General features: G+C 65.2%; 12 protein-coding genes. 9 read left to right on the forward strand and 3 right to left on the reverse strand.

Going from position 1 to position 15,455, the window contains the following annotated elements:
- Positions 1-4: 4 nt before the first annotated feature.
- Complete coding sequence (gene lysS / locus Q7V20_RS12225; protein ID WP_304791224.1) at positions 5-1,543, reverse strand: lysine--tRNA ligase; 1,539 nt, start codon at positions 1,541-1,543, stop codon at positions 5-7.
- A gap of 74 nt (positions 1,544-1,617) precedes the next feature.
- On the opposite strand from lysS, the gene Q7V20_RS12230 reads away from it, so the two are divergent.
- The 7 genes from Q7V20_RS12230 (at position 1,618) to Q7V20_RS12260 (ending at position 12,411) form a co-directional block, all read left to right on the forward strand.
- Positions 1,618-2,949 carry a polysaccharide biosynthesis C-terminal domain-containing protein gene (locus Q7V20_RS12230; protein ID WP_304791227.1) on the forward strand — a complete coding sequence of 444 codons (1,332 nt, stop codon included), beginning with the start codon at positions 1,618-1,620 and terminating at the stop codon, positions 2,947-2,949.
- Between the two features lie 133 nt (positions 2,950-3,082).
- Positions 3,083-7,630 carry a calcium-binding protein gene (locus Q7V20_RS12235; RefSeq protein WP_304791229.1) on the forward strand — a complete coding sequence of 1,516 codons (4,548 nt, stop codon included), beginning with the start codon at positions 3,083-3,085 and terminating at the stop codon, positions 7,628-7,630.
- 127 nt (positions 7,631-7,757) lie between these two features.
- Entirely contained in the window at positions 7,758-8,390 is a 633-nt protein-coding gene (locus Q7V20_RS12240) for an acyltransferase (RefSeq protein WP_304791232.1), read from the forward strand.
- A complete protein-coding gene (locus Q7V20_RS12245; protein ID WP_304791234.1) occupies positions 8,387-9,517 on the forward strand; it encodes a glycosyltransferase family 4 protein in 1,131 nt (376 codons plus the stop codon). Before Q7V20_RS12240 ends, Q7V20_RS12245 begins: the two co-directional genes overlap by 4 nt.
- Positions 9,518-9,521: 4 nt before the next feature.
- Complete coding sequence (locus tag Q7V20_RS12250; RefSeq protein WP_304791237.1) at positions 9,522-10,613, forward strand: glycosyltransferase family 2 protein; 1,092 nt, start codon at positions 9,522-9,524, stop codon at positions 10,611-10,613.
- A 35-nt stretch (positions 10,614-10,648) separates the two neighbouring features.
- A complete protein-coding gene (locus tag Q7V20_RS12255; protein ID WP_304791240.1) occupies positions 10,649-11,818 on the forward strand; it encodes a DegT/DnrJ/EryC1/StrS aminotransferase family protein in 1,170 nt (389 codons plus the stop codon).
- On the forward strand, positions 11,815-12,411 hold the full coding sequence (locus tag Q7V20_RS12260; protein ID WP_304791243.1) for a sugar transferase: 597 nt from the start codon (positions 11,815-11,817) through the stop codon (positions 12,409-12,411). Before Q7V20_RS12255 ends, Q7V20_RS12260 begins: the two co-directional genes overlap by 4 nt.
- A gap of 4 nt (positions 12,412-12,415) precedes the next feature.
- On the opposite strand, the gene Q7V20_RS12265 is transcribed toward Q7V20_RS12260, so the two are convergent.
- On the reverse strand, positions 12,416-13,807 hold the full coding sequence (locus Q7V20_RS12265) for an L-serine ammonia-lyase (protein ID WP_304791245.1): 1,392 nt from the start codon (positions 13,805-13,807) through the stop codon (positions 12,416-12,418).
- A gap of 85 nt (positions 13,808-13,892) precedes the next feature.
- Between Q7V20_RS12265 and Q7V20_RS12270 the strand changes: the two genes are divergently transcribed.
- The gene (locus Q7V20_RS12270; protein WP_304791248.1) at positions 13,893-14,591 is read left to right on the forward strand and encodes a phosphatase PAP2 family protein; all 699 of its coding nucleotides are present in this window, start codon (positions 13,893-13,895) and stop codon (positions 14,589-14,591) included.
- Here the strand turns inward: Q7V20_RS12270 and Q7V20_RS12275 are convergent.
- Positions 14,543-15,028: a LapA family protein gene (locus Q7V20_RS12275; protein ID WP_304791251.1), complete on the reverse strand. Its 486-nt coding sequence runs from the start codon at positions 15,026-15,028 to the stop codon at positions 14,543-14,545. The genes Q7V20_RS12270 and Q7V20_RS12275 overlap by 49 nt on opposite strands.
- 236 nt (positions 15,029-15,264) lie before the next feature.
- Between Q7V20_RS12275 and Q7V20_RS12280 the strand changes: the two genes are divergently transcribed.
- Positions 15,265-15,455, forward strand: a 191-nt coding sequence (locus Q7V20_RS12280) for a co-chaperone GroES (RefSeq protein WP_304791254.1), incomplete at its 3' end; no start/stop codon positions are given.

Here is a 15,455-nt window from a genome sequence, read left to right on the forward strand (position 1 = left end):
TGCGTCAGGTTTCGCGACGCAGGGCAGGGAACAGGATGATGTCGCGGATGTTGGCCGCGTCGGTCAGCAGCATGATCAGGCGGTCGATGCCGATGCCGCAGCCACCAGTGGGCGGCAGGCCGTGTTCCAGCGCGCGGATGTAGTCGGCGTCGAAATACATGGCTTCTTCGTCGCCCGCGTCCTTGGCGCTGGCTTGCGCGGCGAAGCGGGCGGCCTGCTCTTCGGGGTCGTTCAGCTCGCTGAAGCCGTTGCCGAACTCGCGGCCGGTGATGAACAGCTCGAAGCGTTCGGTGATGGCGGGGTTGGTGTCCGAGGCGCGCGCCAGGGGCGACACCTCGACGGGGTAGTCGATGATGAAAGTGGGCTGCCAGAGCTTCTCTTCCACAAAGGCTTCGAACATGGCGAACTGCAACTCGGCCAGGCTGCGGTGGGCCGGGGCTTCCTCGCCGTGGGCCTTCAGCTTGGCGCGCAGCACCTGTTCGTCATCGGCCTCGGCAGCGCTCAAGCCAGCGTGGGCCACCAGCGAATCGCGCACGCTCAGGCGGGCGAAGGGTGCTTCCAGATCGACCGGGTGGCCGCCGTAGCTCAGTTGCGTGGTGCCAGCCGCGGCGCGTGCGGCGTGGCGCAACACCTGCTCGGTGAAGTCCATCAGGTCGCGGTGGTCCCAGTAGGCCGCGTAGAACTCCATCATCGTGAACTCGGGGTTGTGCCGCACTGACACGCCTTCGTTGCGGAAGTTGCGGTTGATCTCGAACACGCGCTCGAAACCGCCCACCACCAGGCGCTTCAGGTAAAGCTCAGGCGCGATGCGCAGGAACATCTCCTGGTCGAGCGCGTTGTGGTGGGTGGTGAAAGGCTTGGCGTTGGCACCACCGGGGATGGGGTGCAGCATGGGCGTTTCGACTTCCAGGAAGCCCTGGTCGACCATGAACTGCCGGATGGCCGAGATGGCGTTGCTGCGCGCCTTGAAGCGCGTGCGCGAGGCCTCGTCCATGATCAGATCGACGTAGCGCTGGCGGTACTTCATCTCCTGGTCGGTCATGCCGTGGAACTTGTCCGGCAGGGGGCGCAGGGATTTGGTCAGCAAACGGATGCTGCTCGCCTTGACCGACAGCTCGCCAGTCTTGGTCTTGAACAGCGTGCCCTCCACGCCCAGGATGTCGCCCAGGTCCCAGTGCTTGAAAGCGTTCAGCGTGTCGGCGCCCACGGCGTCGAGCGTGATGTAGGCCTGCAGGCGGCCGCTGCCATCTTGCAAGGTGCCGAAGCAGGCCTTGCCCATGACGCGCTTGAGCATCAAGCGGCCAGCCAGCTTCACGGTGATCGCTTGCGCTTCCAGCTCCGGGCCTTCGGTGGCGCCATGCTGCTCGTGCAGGGGCGCGGCGTGGTGCGTGGGCTTGAAATCGTTGGGGAATGCGATGCCCTGGGCCCGGATGGCGGCGAGTTTTTCGCGGCGTTCGGCCACCAGCTTGTTGGTGTCCACGGGGGCCTCGGTGGCTTGGGCGTGGGCGACATCAGGGGTGGTGGGGGCGTTGGGCGTGGTCATAGGGTCTGGGCTTGGGTGAATAGGAGATTGTATGAAACCCTGGCCGGTTGGTGGGCTGGGCGACAATGTCACCCATGTCGATTCAAGTTTTGAGGGCTTTGAAAAATGCCTGGGCGAGCGTGCCTCGGGCGGCACTGGGCAACCTGGTGGCCAAGTTGCTCATCGTGGCTCTGGGGCTGGGCATCACCGTGCTGGTGGCCAGGCAAGGGCCTCGGGTGCAGGGGGCATTTGCCTTGTTCGTGGCAGTTGAGTCGGTTTTGCTGACCTTGTTCTCGGGGCTGGGCCTGTGGCTGGCCCGTCAGATGTCGCGTCAGCAGGCTGGTCAAGCGGTGCATGCTCGGCTCATGCTGCGCAGCGTGCTGCGGGCGGCGCTGGGCTTGGGTTTGCTGGCCTCGGGCGTGCTGCTGGCCGTGTCGTGGTGGGCGGACAAAATGCCCTATGCCCAGTTGTGGCTGCTGGCCCTGGCCGCACCGTTCTTGCTGTTGGTGCCCACGGCCACGGGCTTGTGGCTGGGGCAAGGCCGCATGTGGCCTTTGAACGCTGCGCAAGTGGCGGCGCCCGCCTCGGTGCTGAGTGGCCTGGCCGTGGCCTGGTGGTTCAGCCAGGGCGCCGAGCGGCACACGTCCACGGTGCTGGTGGTGCTGATGGCTTGGGTCAGCGGTAAATCGCTGGTGGCGGTGTTGACAGCCATCTACGCCTTGAACGATGCCGATCGGCGCGATGAAGCCCTGGCCATCACCACCGACGCGCCTTCGGCGGTGTGGTGGAACGACTGGCGCTTCGTGGCCACCATCGGGGTCACCAACGTGATCAGCCTGTTGAACTACCGGGCGTCCCTGTTCCTGGTGGAGCGCTTTCATGGCCTGGGCGCGGTGGGCACGTATTCGGTGGCTGTGACGGTGGCCGAGTTGCTGTGGCTGTTGTCGCAATCGGTCACGGTGTCGGCGTATTCGCGCATCGGCAATCCTGATGTGCGCATTGCGTCAAGCATGACGGTGCAGGCGGTGCGCATCAATGTGCTGGCCACGGTGCTGGCCGCGCCGATTTTGCTGGTGCTGGCCACCTGGGCATTGCCCGAGGTGATGGGGCCGGCCTACGCGGAATCGGTGGCGCCTTTGGCGGCCCTGCTGCCCGGGGTGGCCGCCTACGCGGCGGCGTCCAGCCTGTCGGCGTTTTACACCAACCACCTGGGGCGCCCGCATTTGTCGGGCGCCATCGCGGGGCTGTCGCTCGTGGTGAGCTTTGGACTGGGGTGGGTGCTGGTGCCGAGCTTGGGTGCGCTGGGGGCGGGCGTTTCATCCAGCATCGGCTACATCGTGGCGATCATCGTGGCTTACGCGGTGTTCTTGCGGCAAGCGAGGTTGCCGGTGAAGGCACTGTGGACGCCAGCGCTGACCAGGTTGTGAGCACCTGGGGTTCACCTCCCATTGAATCACACCGGCCTTCTTGTATGCTTTGGGCGCGCTTCACGGTGCGCCATTTTTCATTCATTCAATTCATTCAAAAACAGGCCCGGCGCCGGGCCGCTATGCAGGGAGCATGGACATGGCAGTCATGGTCGGTACGCCTCAAGACGAGCAGCTCATTGGCACCCCTGATGCGGATGACATCCGCGCTGGGGCGGGCAACGACCTGCTGATCGGCAACGAAGGCGACGATGTGTTGCATGGCGAAGCGGGCAATGACCTCCTGGATGGCGGCTCCGGCGCCGACACCTACCTGTTCAACCGAGGCGATGGCCAGGACCGCCTGATGCCCGACTGGGGCTCGGCCCCTGGGCAGCGCGACGTGTTGCAATGGGGCGCTGGCATTGGCCTGGCCGATGTGGACGTCACCGCCCAGGGCGATGACCTGCTGCTCAGCCTGAAGGGCAGCAGCGACATGGTGACCCTGGTCAACTATTTTGGTCAGCCCCTGGACAGCCGACCCCTCATCCGTTTTGCGGATGGCGCCACCTGGGACGCGCCCGCCATCGATCGAAAGATCAATCCCAACATGGACCAGTTGTTCGGCACGCCCGAAGGCGAGTTGCTGGATGGCGGCTTGGGCAATGACCTGCTGGTCGGTGATGAAGGCAACGACACCCTGTACGGCGATGCCGGCATCGACACCCTCGACGGTGGGCCGGGCGATGACACCTTCGTGTTTGGCCGGGGCGATGGCCAGGACCGGGTGGTCTCGGACTGGGGATCGACGCCGGGGCACCGCGACCAACTCCTGCTGGGCGCTGGCATCAGCCTGGCCGACGTGGACGTCAGCGCCCAGGGCAGCGACCTGCTGCTCAGCCTGAAGGGCAGCACCGACAGCGTTCGAGTGGTCGACTATTTCGCGCTGTCGCCGGACAGCCGCCTGGTGATCCGCTTTGCCGATGGCGCCAGTTGGGATGCGCAGGCCATCGACCGCAAGCTCAACCCCACCGATGATGTGTTGTTCGGCACCCCCGACGGCGAAGTGCTGGACGGTGGTCTGGGTGACGACTTCATCCATGGCAAGGAGGGCGACGACCTGTTGTACGGTGATGCTGGCGCCGATGTCCTCGACGGTGGCGCGGGCTCGGACACCTATCTGTTCGGGCGCGGCGATGGCCAGGATGAGCTGATGACCGACTGGAACTCGGAGCCGGGCCAGCGTGATCAACTGGTGCTGGGTGCTGGCATTGGCCTGGCCGATGTGGACGTCACCGCCCTGGACAGTGACTTGCTGCTCAGCTTGAGGGGCAGCAGCGATGCCGTGCGCATTGGTGGCTACTTTTCTCAAGCACCTGACACCCGCGCACTGATCCGCTTTGCCGATGGTGCCAGTTGGGATGCAGCGGTGATTGACCGCAAGGTCAATTTCAGCCATGACCAGTTGTTCGGCACGCCCGATGGCGATGTGCTGGACGGCGGCCTGGGCGATGACCTGCTCATCGGCGACGAGGGCGATGACCTGCTGTACGGCGACGCTGGCAACGACATCCTGGACGGCGGCCCGGGCTCGGACACCTTCGTGTTTGGCAGAGGCGATGGCCAGGACCGGCTGATGCCAGACTGGGGCGCGGCCCCCGGTCAGCGAGATCAACTTCAATTGGGTGCTGACATTGGTCTGGCCGATGTGGACATCATCCCTGATGGCGGTGACCTGATCCTGAGCATCAAGGGCAGCAGCGACAGCGTGCGCCTGGTCAACTACTTCGGCCCTGCGCCCGAGAACCGTCCTTGGATTCGGTTTGCCAATGGCGCGAGTTGGGATGCCCAGGCCATTGACCGCAAGCTCAGCCCCCAAGACGACGTGTTGCATGGCACACCCAATGCCGACTTCCTGGATGGCGGACTGGGCAACGACCTGCTGGTGGGCAACGAGGGCGACGACCTGCTGTACGGCGATGCCGGCAACGACATCCTCGATGGCGGCTGGGGCGCGGACACCTATGTGTTTGGCCGGGGTGATGGCCAGGACCGGATCATGGCCGACTGGGGCACCATTCCCGGCCAGCGTGACCAGCTGCAGCTGGGGGCCGGCATTGGCCTGGCCGATGTCGATGTCAGCATTGACGCTGACGACCTGATCCTCAGCCTGAAGGGCGGCACCGACAGCATGCGCATTGGCAACTATTTTGGACAGCCAGTCGACAGTCGGCTGGTGATCCGCTTTGCCGATGGCGCCAGTTGGGATGCCCAGGCCATTGACCGCAAGCTCAACCCCAACAATGACGTGTTGATCGGCACAGCCCAGGGCGAGGTGCTGGATGGCGGTCTGGGCGACGACGTCCTGCAAGGCAACGAAGGCGACGACCTGCTGTACGGCGACGACGGCAACGATTTCCTCGATGGTGGTTCGGGCTCGGACACCTACGTGTTTGGCCGTGGCGATGGGCAAGACAGGGTGATGGCCAATCAGTGGCACAACATGCCCGCGCAGCGCGACCAGTTGGTGCTGGGCGCCGGCATTGGCCTGGCCGACGTGGACGTCAGCGCTGCGAACGGCGACCTGGTGCTCAGCCTGAAGGGCAGCAGCGATGCCGTGAGCCTTGACGGCTACTTCGGCCAGCCGCTCGACAACCGTGTGCTGATCCGCTTCGCCGATGGCGCGACTTGGGATGGCCTGGCCATCGACCGCAAGCTCAACCCCAACGACGACGTGTTGATCGGCACGCCCAACGGCGACGTGCTGGACGGCGGCCTGGGCGATGACCTGTTGATCGGCCACGAAGGCGACGACCTGCTGTATGGCGACGCTGGCAACGACGTTCTGGATGGTGGCCCGGGCGCGGACACGTTCGTGTTTGGCCGAGGTGATGGTGAAGACCGCCTGACGCCCGACTGGAGCTGGGGCCCCGGCCAACGCGATCAGCTGCGGCTGGGTGCGGGCATTGGCCTGGCCGATGTGGACGTGACCCTTGAAGAGGGCGATCTGCTCCTGCGCCTCAAGGACAGCAGCGACAGCGTGCGCCTGGTCAACTACATGGGCCCCCCACCCGACAACCGGCCTTTGATCATTTTCGCCGATGGTCTCAGCTGGGACGCGGCCGCCATCGACCGCAAGCTCAGCCCCACCGATGACCTGCTGCAAGGCACCCCGGGCGCCGACGTGCTTGATGGCGGCCTGGGCAATGACCAGTTGATGGGCGACGATGGCGCCGACTACCTCTACGGCGACGCTGGTGACGACTGGCTGCAAGGCGGCCTCGGCGCGGACACGCTCGTTGGCGCTTCAGGTGACGACACCTACCTGGTCGACAACGCCCAGGACGTCGTCATCGAGCGCGCTCAGGACGGCGAAGCGGACGAGGTTCGCTCATTCGTGAGCTACACCGCGCCTGACTACATCGAAACCTTGAGCCTGGTTGGCGGCGCCGCCATCGATGGCTTTGCCCACGACCTGGGCATGTCCTTGTATGGCAACAACGCCAATAACCGACTGATCGGTGGCAAAGGCGACGACTGGCTGCAGGGCTTCAAAGGCGACGACTCGGTGGAGGGGGGCGATGGCCTGGACTACCTGTCTGGTGGCGTGGGCAATGACAGCCTTTACGGTGGCGAGGGCAGCGACTACCTCGTGGGCGATGAAGGCATCGACCTGATGGACGGCGGGCAGGGCGATGACACCTACCTGGTCGACAACAGCGCAGACACCGTCGTCGAGCAGCCCAACGGCGGTGGCGACGACCAGGTCCGTTCCTGGGTGTCGTACACAGCATCCAAGCACATCGAATCCCTGTTCCTGATCGGTGCGGCCGACACCAACGCCTTCGCCCACGACGAGGGCATGTTCTTGTATGGCAACAAGGGCAACAACCGCATGGTGGGCGGCCAGGGTGATGATTGGCTGCAGGACTTTGGCGGCACCGACACGCTGGAAGGCGGTGCCGGCTTCGACACCCTGTACGGTGGTTCTGGCAATGACACGCTTCATGGCAATGAGGGCAACGACTACCTCAATGGCGGCGAGGGCATTGACGCCATGTTCGGTGGCAAGGACAACGACACCTACATCGTCGAGACCGCCGGTGACCAGGTGAACGAAGTCGAGGGCGAAGGCACCGACACCGTGGTCATCAGCAAGCTTGGCAGCTACACCCTGGGCGACAACGTCGAGAACGGCACCCTGTCGGTTCTTTCAAGCAGCGGTGCGGCCTTGACCGGCAACGGCCTGGCCAATGTCCTGACCGGATCGGCCTTCAACGACACCCTGGCGGGCGCTGGCGGCAACGATACCTTGATCGATGCCTCGGCCACCTCCAACGACGTTTACACCTGGGGCCGCAGCCTGGGTGCCGACACCTTGAGCGACTCGGGCGGGGTGGATCGGCTGGATGTGTTGTCGGGCACCGCTGCCAGCCAGGTCTGGCTGCGCAAGGTCAACAACAACCTGGAGGTCTCGGTGATCGGCACGGCGGACAGCTTCACCATCAACAACTGGTACGGCTCGGCCGCCAACCAGGTGGAAAGCATTCGCCTGGCCGATGGCAAGGCCCTGACTGCCAGCCGGGCGCAGAACCTGGTCGATGCCATGGCCAGTTTTGCGCCACCGGCTCAAGGCCAGACCACCTTGCCCGCCAACTACCAGTCGGCCCTGAACGGGGCGATTGCCGCGAACTGGGTGTGAGCACGCCCAGCGGGGCCGTCCGAAGCCACTGAACTGGGGGGGCTCGGGCGGGGTGCGGGGCAATCCCCCTCGAAACCGGCGAGAATATCTGGTTTTCCCCGCGCCTTCAGCGCCAACCAGTCTCTCCATGATGCCTTTGTTCCAGCACCTCAAGCGCTTCACCGCGCGGTGGCTTTCGGCCTTCACCGGCCCGCGCATCGTCTACGGCTGGCGCAACGCCAATGGCGTGTATTGCCCCCACACCCGCGTCAGCACCCATTCCGCCGTGGAAGACACCAAGGGCCTGCTGCTGGGCGACCACGTCTTCATCGGCCACTTCAACCGCATTGACGGCTCCAACGGCCTGGTCATCGAAGAAGGCTGCCAGGTCACCAATTACGTGTCCATCCTCAGCCATTCCAGCCACAAATCGGTGCGGATCATGGGGCGGCGCTATGTGAACAACCCCAATCCGGTCGGCTATGTGCGCCGGCCCACGCGCATCGGGGCCTACAGCTTCATCGGCCCGCACAGCGTCATCGCGCCGGGCGCCCGCATCGGCAAGGGCGTGATCGTGCAGGCCTACTGTTTCGTGTCGGGCGAGGTGCCGGACTTTGCCATCGTGGGCGCCGGTTCGCCAGGCCGACCCGCCGAGGTGATTGGCGACAGCCGCAAGCTGGATGGCGCGCTGCTGCAAAGGCACCCTGAGCTGCAAGCGATCTACGCTCAATGGGCGGGCCAGGACAACCTGCGCCGCGCCCTGGGCGGAGACCGCCCATGAGCATCAACCGACAGACGCCTTTGCGCATCCTGTTTTTTGCCGACGCGTCCAGCGTGCACACACGTCGCTGGGTGGCGTCCGCGGTGGAGCGGGGCGCCGAAGCCGTGGTCATCACGCGCCAGCCCGGCGAGGTGCCCGGTGCGCACCAGGTCATCGCCATCCGCCCCGGGGCTGACAAGGCCTCGTGGTTCAAGGCCTTGCCGCAAGTGCGCCGCGTGGTGCGCGAGCTGAGCAGAACCTTCAAGCCCGACCTGGTCCATGGCCACTACGTCACGTCCTATGGTTTGTGGGCGGCGGCCTGTGGTTTGAGCTGCCCCAAGGTGCTCACCGCCTGGGGATCGGACATCCTGGTCACGCCCAAGCAAAGCCGCCTGATGCGCTGGGTGGTGGGTTGGTCACTGCGCCGTGCCGACCTGATCACGGCCGATTCCATGGACATGGTCGAAGAGATCGCCCGCTACGACCCGACCGCGCCCGTGCATCAAATCCTGTGGGGTGCCGACACCGACAAGTTCACCCCGGCCACGCCCGCGTCCGATTTCGAAGTGGTCAGCCTGCGATCGTGGGAGCGCAACTACAACATCGACCTGGTCATCGAGGCCTTTGCGCGGTTTCTGACCTTGCGCCCGCACTCGCACGCGCTGCTGCATTTGCTGGGCGGCGGGCCCATGGAGGCTGGCTTGCAAGAGCGCGTGGCCGCCTTGCGCCTGCTGCAGCAAGTGCGCTTTCATGGCCGCGTGGGCGACCAGGCCATGGTGCAGGCCATCCAGCGTTGCCGCGTGTCGGTCTCGGTGCCCACCAGCGATGCCACCTCGGTGTCGGTGCTGGAGTCCATGGCCTGCGGCCTGCCCATCATCGCGACTGACCTGCCGGCCAACCGCCAGTGGGTCACCGCGCGGGGTGGCTGGATCGTGCCGGTGCGCGATGTTGATGCGGTGGCGCAAGCCTTGTTGGCGGCCTACGATCACCCTGAACGACTGGCCCAGATGGGCGCACACAACCGCGATCTGATCGAGCGCGAAGCCTCGCGGCGCGGCCAGATGGACGCGATGTGGCGCCTGTACGAAAAGCTGCTGGCGCCAGTGGCCAAAGGCGCCAGGCGCACCACGGCTGGCAAGGCGGGTTGAGGCCATGGCGGTGCGCATCGTCTCGGTGATCGTGCCGTGTCGCCATGAGCGCGACCACATCGAAGCGTTTTGCCGCAGTGTGGCTGCGCAAACCTTGCCCGAAGGCTGGGCGCTGGAAGTGCTGGTGGCCGACGGCCAGAGCGAAGATGGCACGCGCGAGCGCCTGGCCGCCTGGTGCCTGAGCGATCCGCGCTTCATCATGCTCGACAACCCCGGCCGCATCGTGTCTTGCGGCCTGAACCGCTGCATCGAGCGCGCGCGCGGCGAGTTCATCGTGCGGCTGGATGTGCACACCGTCTACGCGCCCGACTACATCGCGCAATGCCTGGCCACCTGGCAATCCACGGGTGCCGACAACGTGGGCGGGCCCTGGCGTGCCGAAGGCGCTTCAGGCGCACAAGGCACGGTGCAGCGCGCCATCGCGGCCGCCTTCCAGTCACGTTGGGTGGCCGGTGGCGCCTTGTCGCGCGACCTGGCCTACGAAGGCGAGGTCGACACCGTCTACCTCGGATCCTGGCCGCGCCAGACTTTCCAGCGCTTTGGCGGCTTTGACGAAACCCTGGTGCGCAACCAGGACGACGAGCACAACCTGCGCATCCACCGAGGCGGTGGCCGCATCTGGCAATCGGCCCGCATCCGCTCCACCTACTTTCCCCGTGCCAGCACGGCCGATGTCTTCCGCCAGTACCGCCAGTACGGCTACTGGAAGCCTTTCGTGATGCAAAAGCATGGTCAGGCCGCGGCGCTGCGCCACTTGGTCCCCGGCGTGTTCGTCGGGGTACTGAGCCTGTGGCTGGTCTTGCTCTTCATGCTGAGCCTTTGGGCCACTTGGGGCATCGGGCTGGAGACCATCCCTTTGCAAGCCGTGGCCTGTGCGGTGCTGGCGCTGTGCACCGCGCAAGTGTTGCTGTACGCTGGTGCGGTCGGCATCGTCTGTCTCCTGATTGCCCGCCAGAAGGGCATGGACCTGCTGCCCCATTTGCCACGCGTGATCGCCGCCTATCATTTTGGCTACGGTCTGGGCTCAATCCGGGGCTGGTTCGACGCCCTGGTGCGCGGCCGCCCCGACCCCGCTTTTGGCCGCCTCACACGCTGACCGTTTGACGACACCGATGACCCATTGGACACCCCATGAGCCAAGCTGACTTCCTGCCCTTTGCCCTGCCCGAGATCGGTGAAGAAGAGATCGCCGAAGTGGTCGACACCCTGCGCTCTGGCTGGGTCACCACCGGCCCCAAGGCCCGCCGCTTTGAGCAGGACTTCGTCCAGTTCCTGGGCGACAACTCCTTGCAGGCCATCGCGGTGAACTCGGCCACGGCCGGGCTGCACCTGGCGCTGGAGGCCATCGGCATCGGCCCCGGCGACGAAGTCATCACCACCACGCACACCTTCACGGCCACTGCCGAAGTGGTGCGCTACATGGGCGCCGACGTGGTGCTGGTCGACATCGATCCGGCCACGCTCAACATCGACCCCCAGGCCATCGAAGCCGCCATCACGCCCAAGACCAAGGCCATCATGCCGGTGCACTACGCCGGTCTGTCGGTGGACATGGACGCGGTGATGGCGATCGCGCGCAAGCATGGCCTGAAGGTGGTCGAGGACGCCGCCCACGCGCTGCCCACCACCTTCAAGCAGCAGACCATCGGCACCTTGCAAAGCGACGTGACGGTGTTCAGCTTCTACGCCAACAAGACCATCACCACCGGTGAGGGTGGCATGCTGGTCACGCGTGACGAGGTGATCGCTGCCCGCTGCAAGGTCATGCGCCTGCATGGCATCAGCCGCGATGCCTTCGACCGCTTCACCGCCAAGGTGCCCAGCTGGTACTACGAGATCGTGGCGCCCGGCTTCAAGTACAACCTGACCGACATCGCTGCGGCCCTGGGCCTGCACCAGTTGAAGCGCGTGCGGGGCTTCCAGGTGCGCCGTGAGCAGATCGCCCAGCGCTACGACGAAGCCTTCGCCGACCTGCCGATCATCGCGCCGCCACGCCCTGTGAACGAAGGCGACCTGCACGCCTGGCACCTCTACGTCGTGCGCTTGTCGGACGAGGCGAAGATCAACCGCGATCAACTGATCGAGTCGCTGTTCGCCGATGGCATCGGTGTGAGCGTGCATTACATCCCGCTGCACCTGCACCCCTACTGGCGCGAGCGCTACGATCTGAAGCCCGAGCAGTTCCCGCACAGCCAGCGCGCTTATGAGCGCATGGTCAGCCTGCCGCTGTACACCAAGATGACCGACGCCGATGTTGAGCGCGTGATCACCTCGGTGCGCAAGGCTTTCGGGGTGCTGTGAGCAAGCGGCTGTTCGACCTGCTGTTGGCCTCGCTGGGCCTGCTGCTGCTGTCGCCCGCGTTGCTGCTGGTCGCGCTGGCCATCAAGCTGGATTCGCCCGGCCCGGTGTTCTTCCGGCAGGAGCGGGTGGGGCGTTTTGGCCAACCGTTTCGCATCCACAAGTTCCGCACCATGCGCCACGATCCGCAAGGCACCGGCCCGCAGATCACCGTGGGGGCCGATCACCGCATCACGCGCATCGGCCATGCCTTGCGCGGCAGCAAGCTCGATGAACTGCCGCAACTGATCGACGTGTGGCTGGGCCGCATGAGCCTGGTGGGGCCGCGCCCTGAAGTGCCGCGCTACGTGTCGCACTATCCGGCCTCGGTGCGCGACAAGGTGCTGTCCGTGCGCCCCGGCATCACCGACCTGGCCTCCATCGAATACCGCGACGAGAGCAGCGTGCTGGCGCGTGCGTCAGATCCCGAACACGCCTACATCCACGAGATCCTGCCGCACAAGCTGGCACTGGCCGTGCGCTACGTGGACCAGGCTTCGGTGTGGACCGACATCCGCTTGATCGCGCGCACCCTCGCGGCCATCGCCAGGGGCTGAGGGATCAGCACTCCACGATGTTGACGGCCAGACCGCCCCGTGCGGTCTCCTTGTATTTGCTCATCATGTCGGCCCCGGTGTCGCGCATGGTCTTGATCACCTTGTCCAGGCTGACCCGGTGTGAGCCATTGCCGTGCAGGGCCAGCCGCGCCGCGTTGATGGCCTTGACCGAGGCAATCGCATTGCGCTCGATGCAAGGAATCTGAACCAGGCCGCCGACCGGGTCGCAGGTCAGGCCGAGGTGGTGTTCCATGCCGATCTCGGCGGCGTTCTCGACCTGCTCGGGTGTGCCGCCCATCACCGCGCACAAACCTGCTGCCGCCATCGAGCAAGCCACGCCCACTTCGCCCTGGCAGCCCACTTCGGCGCCCGAGATCGAGGCGTTCTCCTTGTAGAGCATGCCGATGGCCGCGGCCGTGAGCAGGAAGTCCTTCACGCCCTGGTCGCTGGCACCAGGCACGAAGCGTCGGTAGTAATGCAGCACGGCGGGCACGATGCCGGCGGCGCCGTTGGTGGGCGCGGTCACCACGCGTCCGCCCGCCGCGTTCTCTTCGTTCACGGCCAGGGCATACAGGTTCACCCAGTCCATCACCACCAGCGGGTCGGCCGCCGTTGCTTGGGATTGGGCAGACAAGGTGGCGAACAAGGCCGGTGCGCGGCGCGCCACCTTGAAGCCTCCGGGCAGGATCCCCGGGGTGTGGCAGCCCCGATCCACGCAGGCCTGCATCACCGACCACAGGCGCATGAGGCCTGCACTGGTTTCCGCATCGCTGCGCCAGTGCCGCTCGTTGCGGCGCATCAGCTCCGCCATGCTGCAACCCAGCTCATGGGTCAGCCGCAGCAGGTCGGCGCCGCTGTGAAAGGGGTGGGGCAACACGCTGGCATCGGGCGCGATGCGTTTGTGCTGGCTGCCATCGGCCGCCACCTCTTCGCTGACCACGAAACCGCCGCCCACCGAGTAGTACTCGCGCGCGCTCAGCAGTTGCCCCTCGGCATCGAAGGCGGAAAACCGCAAGCCGTTGGGGTGGAAAGGCAGGCTCTGGCGCTTGTTGAACACCAGGGCCTGTTTGGCATCAAACATCACCTCGTGTTGCCCGAGCAGGGACAAGGCCTGTGTTTGCTGCACCTTGGTCAGCCATCCGGGGATGGCGTCCACGTCCACCGTGTCGGGCTCATGGCCCATCAGGCCCAGCAGCACGGCCTTGTCCGAACCGTGCCCTTTGCCGGTGGCACCCAGCGAGCCAAACAACTCGGCCGTCACCTTGGCCGAGCGCGGCAACAGGCCATCGGCCGCCAGCCGCAAGGCAAACAGGCGGGCCGCGCGCATCGGGCCCACCGTGTGTGAACTGGAGGGGCCGATGCCCACCTTGAAAAGGTCAAAGACGGAGAGGGCCATGTCTTCAGCATAGTCCTTCTGGATTTTTTCGGTGGCTTTAGCATGGCGGGATGACGTGCCCGTTTGACCTGAGCCCCGAGGTGCCATGCTGACCTCGCCCCGCCGACTGGCTTTTCGCCCCCTGCGCCCCGTGGCGCTGGGGCTGCTGTGCCTGGGTGTGCCAGGCTTCGTGGCGTTGGCCTGGCTGGTGTCCACGCAGGGGCATCTGAATGCCTTGGATGTCCAGGCCACCGATTGGGCGCGCCAACTGCGCTCACCGGCGCTGACGCAGGCCCTCCTGGTCATCACGCACCTGCACTCGGTCATGGCCATCTCGGTCTACACCGCAGGCTTGTCGGTTTGGTTGATCTTCAAGCGCCAGCATCGCCACTGGCTGTTGCCCTTGTGGCTGTTCGTGCCCGCCGGGGCGGTGCTCAACGTGTTGATGAAGCACGGCTTTGAGCGCCCCAGGCCGACGGGGGATGACGTGCTGCTGACCCTGGCCACTTTCAGCTTCCCCAGTGGGCACGCATCGGCCACCACGCTGCTTTATGGCTTTTTCGCCCTGGTGGTCTTGACCCACGTGCCCAGGCCCTTATGGCGCGGGGTGTTGGGCGCCGTCGCCCTGCTCATCATCGCGGTGGTGGCGTGGAGCCGGGTCTACCTGGGGGTGCACTTCTTCACCGACGTGCTGGCCGGCGTGCTGGAAGCCCTGGTGTGGATGGCCTTGTGCGTGCTGGGGCTGTCAGTGCGTGATCAGGGGGCGAGCACCCGGTCTAGCTTGTCCTCGATCTCGCCGAGGTAGGCCGCCGTGGTGCGTGTCGCTTCCGCCAGCTTGTCCTGCAGGCTGTGCTCCGTTTGAGCCAGTCGTTCACCAAACTCCCGTGTGGAGGCCGCATTTTGGATCTCGATCTTGCGCAGTTCGCCTTCCAGCAGCGTCCGCAATTCCGTGAAGCGCGATGCCTCGGCCTTTTCGGCGAGTTCGCGCTGGGTCCGCCCCTCCTTCGCGAAACGCCGTGCCTCCATGATGGCGGCGGCCTGCTGCAGCATGATGTACACCACGAACAAGGCGCTGACCACGGCCGTGAAGACCAGCATCACCACGCCAGGCGGCGCACTGACCTCGGTGACGCCGAGGCTGAGGGCGGTCGGTGCGGCGAGCACCGTCCAGTTCAGCGTCACGAACAGCAACAACAGCGCGAACGCCAGGATCAGGGTCAGTGCAAAGGCACGTAAGTTCATGGTAAGTCCTTATTTTGACGAGGGTGTGTGCCCACCCCAGTGATGAGCATTTGGGGGGCCTGCGGATTGATGGCCCCCCTTGAAACTTGGCCGCGTGTCCCTATAATAGGTTTAGCACTCGTTAAGCTTGAGTGCTAACAACCTTCAAGGTTGCCCATTCGAGTTGCTGCAATGTGAGCAATCACTCACGTTGTAGGCCATTTTAAACACCGTTGTCTGATCAGACAGGAGATACGATGAAACTTCGTCCTTTGCACGATCGCGTGATCGTCAAGCGCTTGGAACCAGAAACCAAGACCACTTCCGGCATCATCATTCCTGACAACGCCGCTGAAAAGCCTGACCAAGGCGAAGTCCTGGCCGTGGGCCCCGGCAAGCGCAACGACAAGGGCGACTTCGTCACCCTGAACGTCAAGGTCGGTGACCG

It is taken from the genome of Aquabacterium sp. (assembly GCF_030652515.1).
In the GTDB taxonomy this organism is placed as follows: Bacteria; Pseudomonadota; Gammaproteobacteria; order Burkholderiales; family Burkholderiaceae_C; genus Aquabacterium.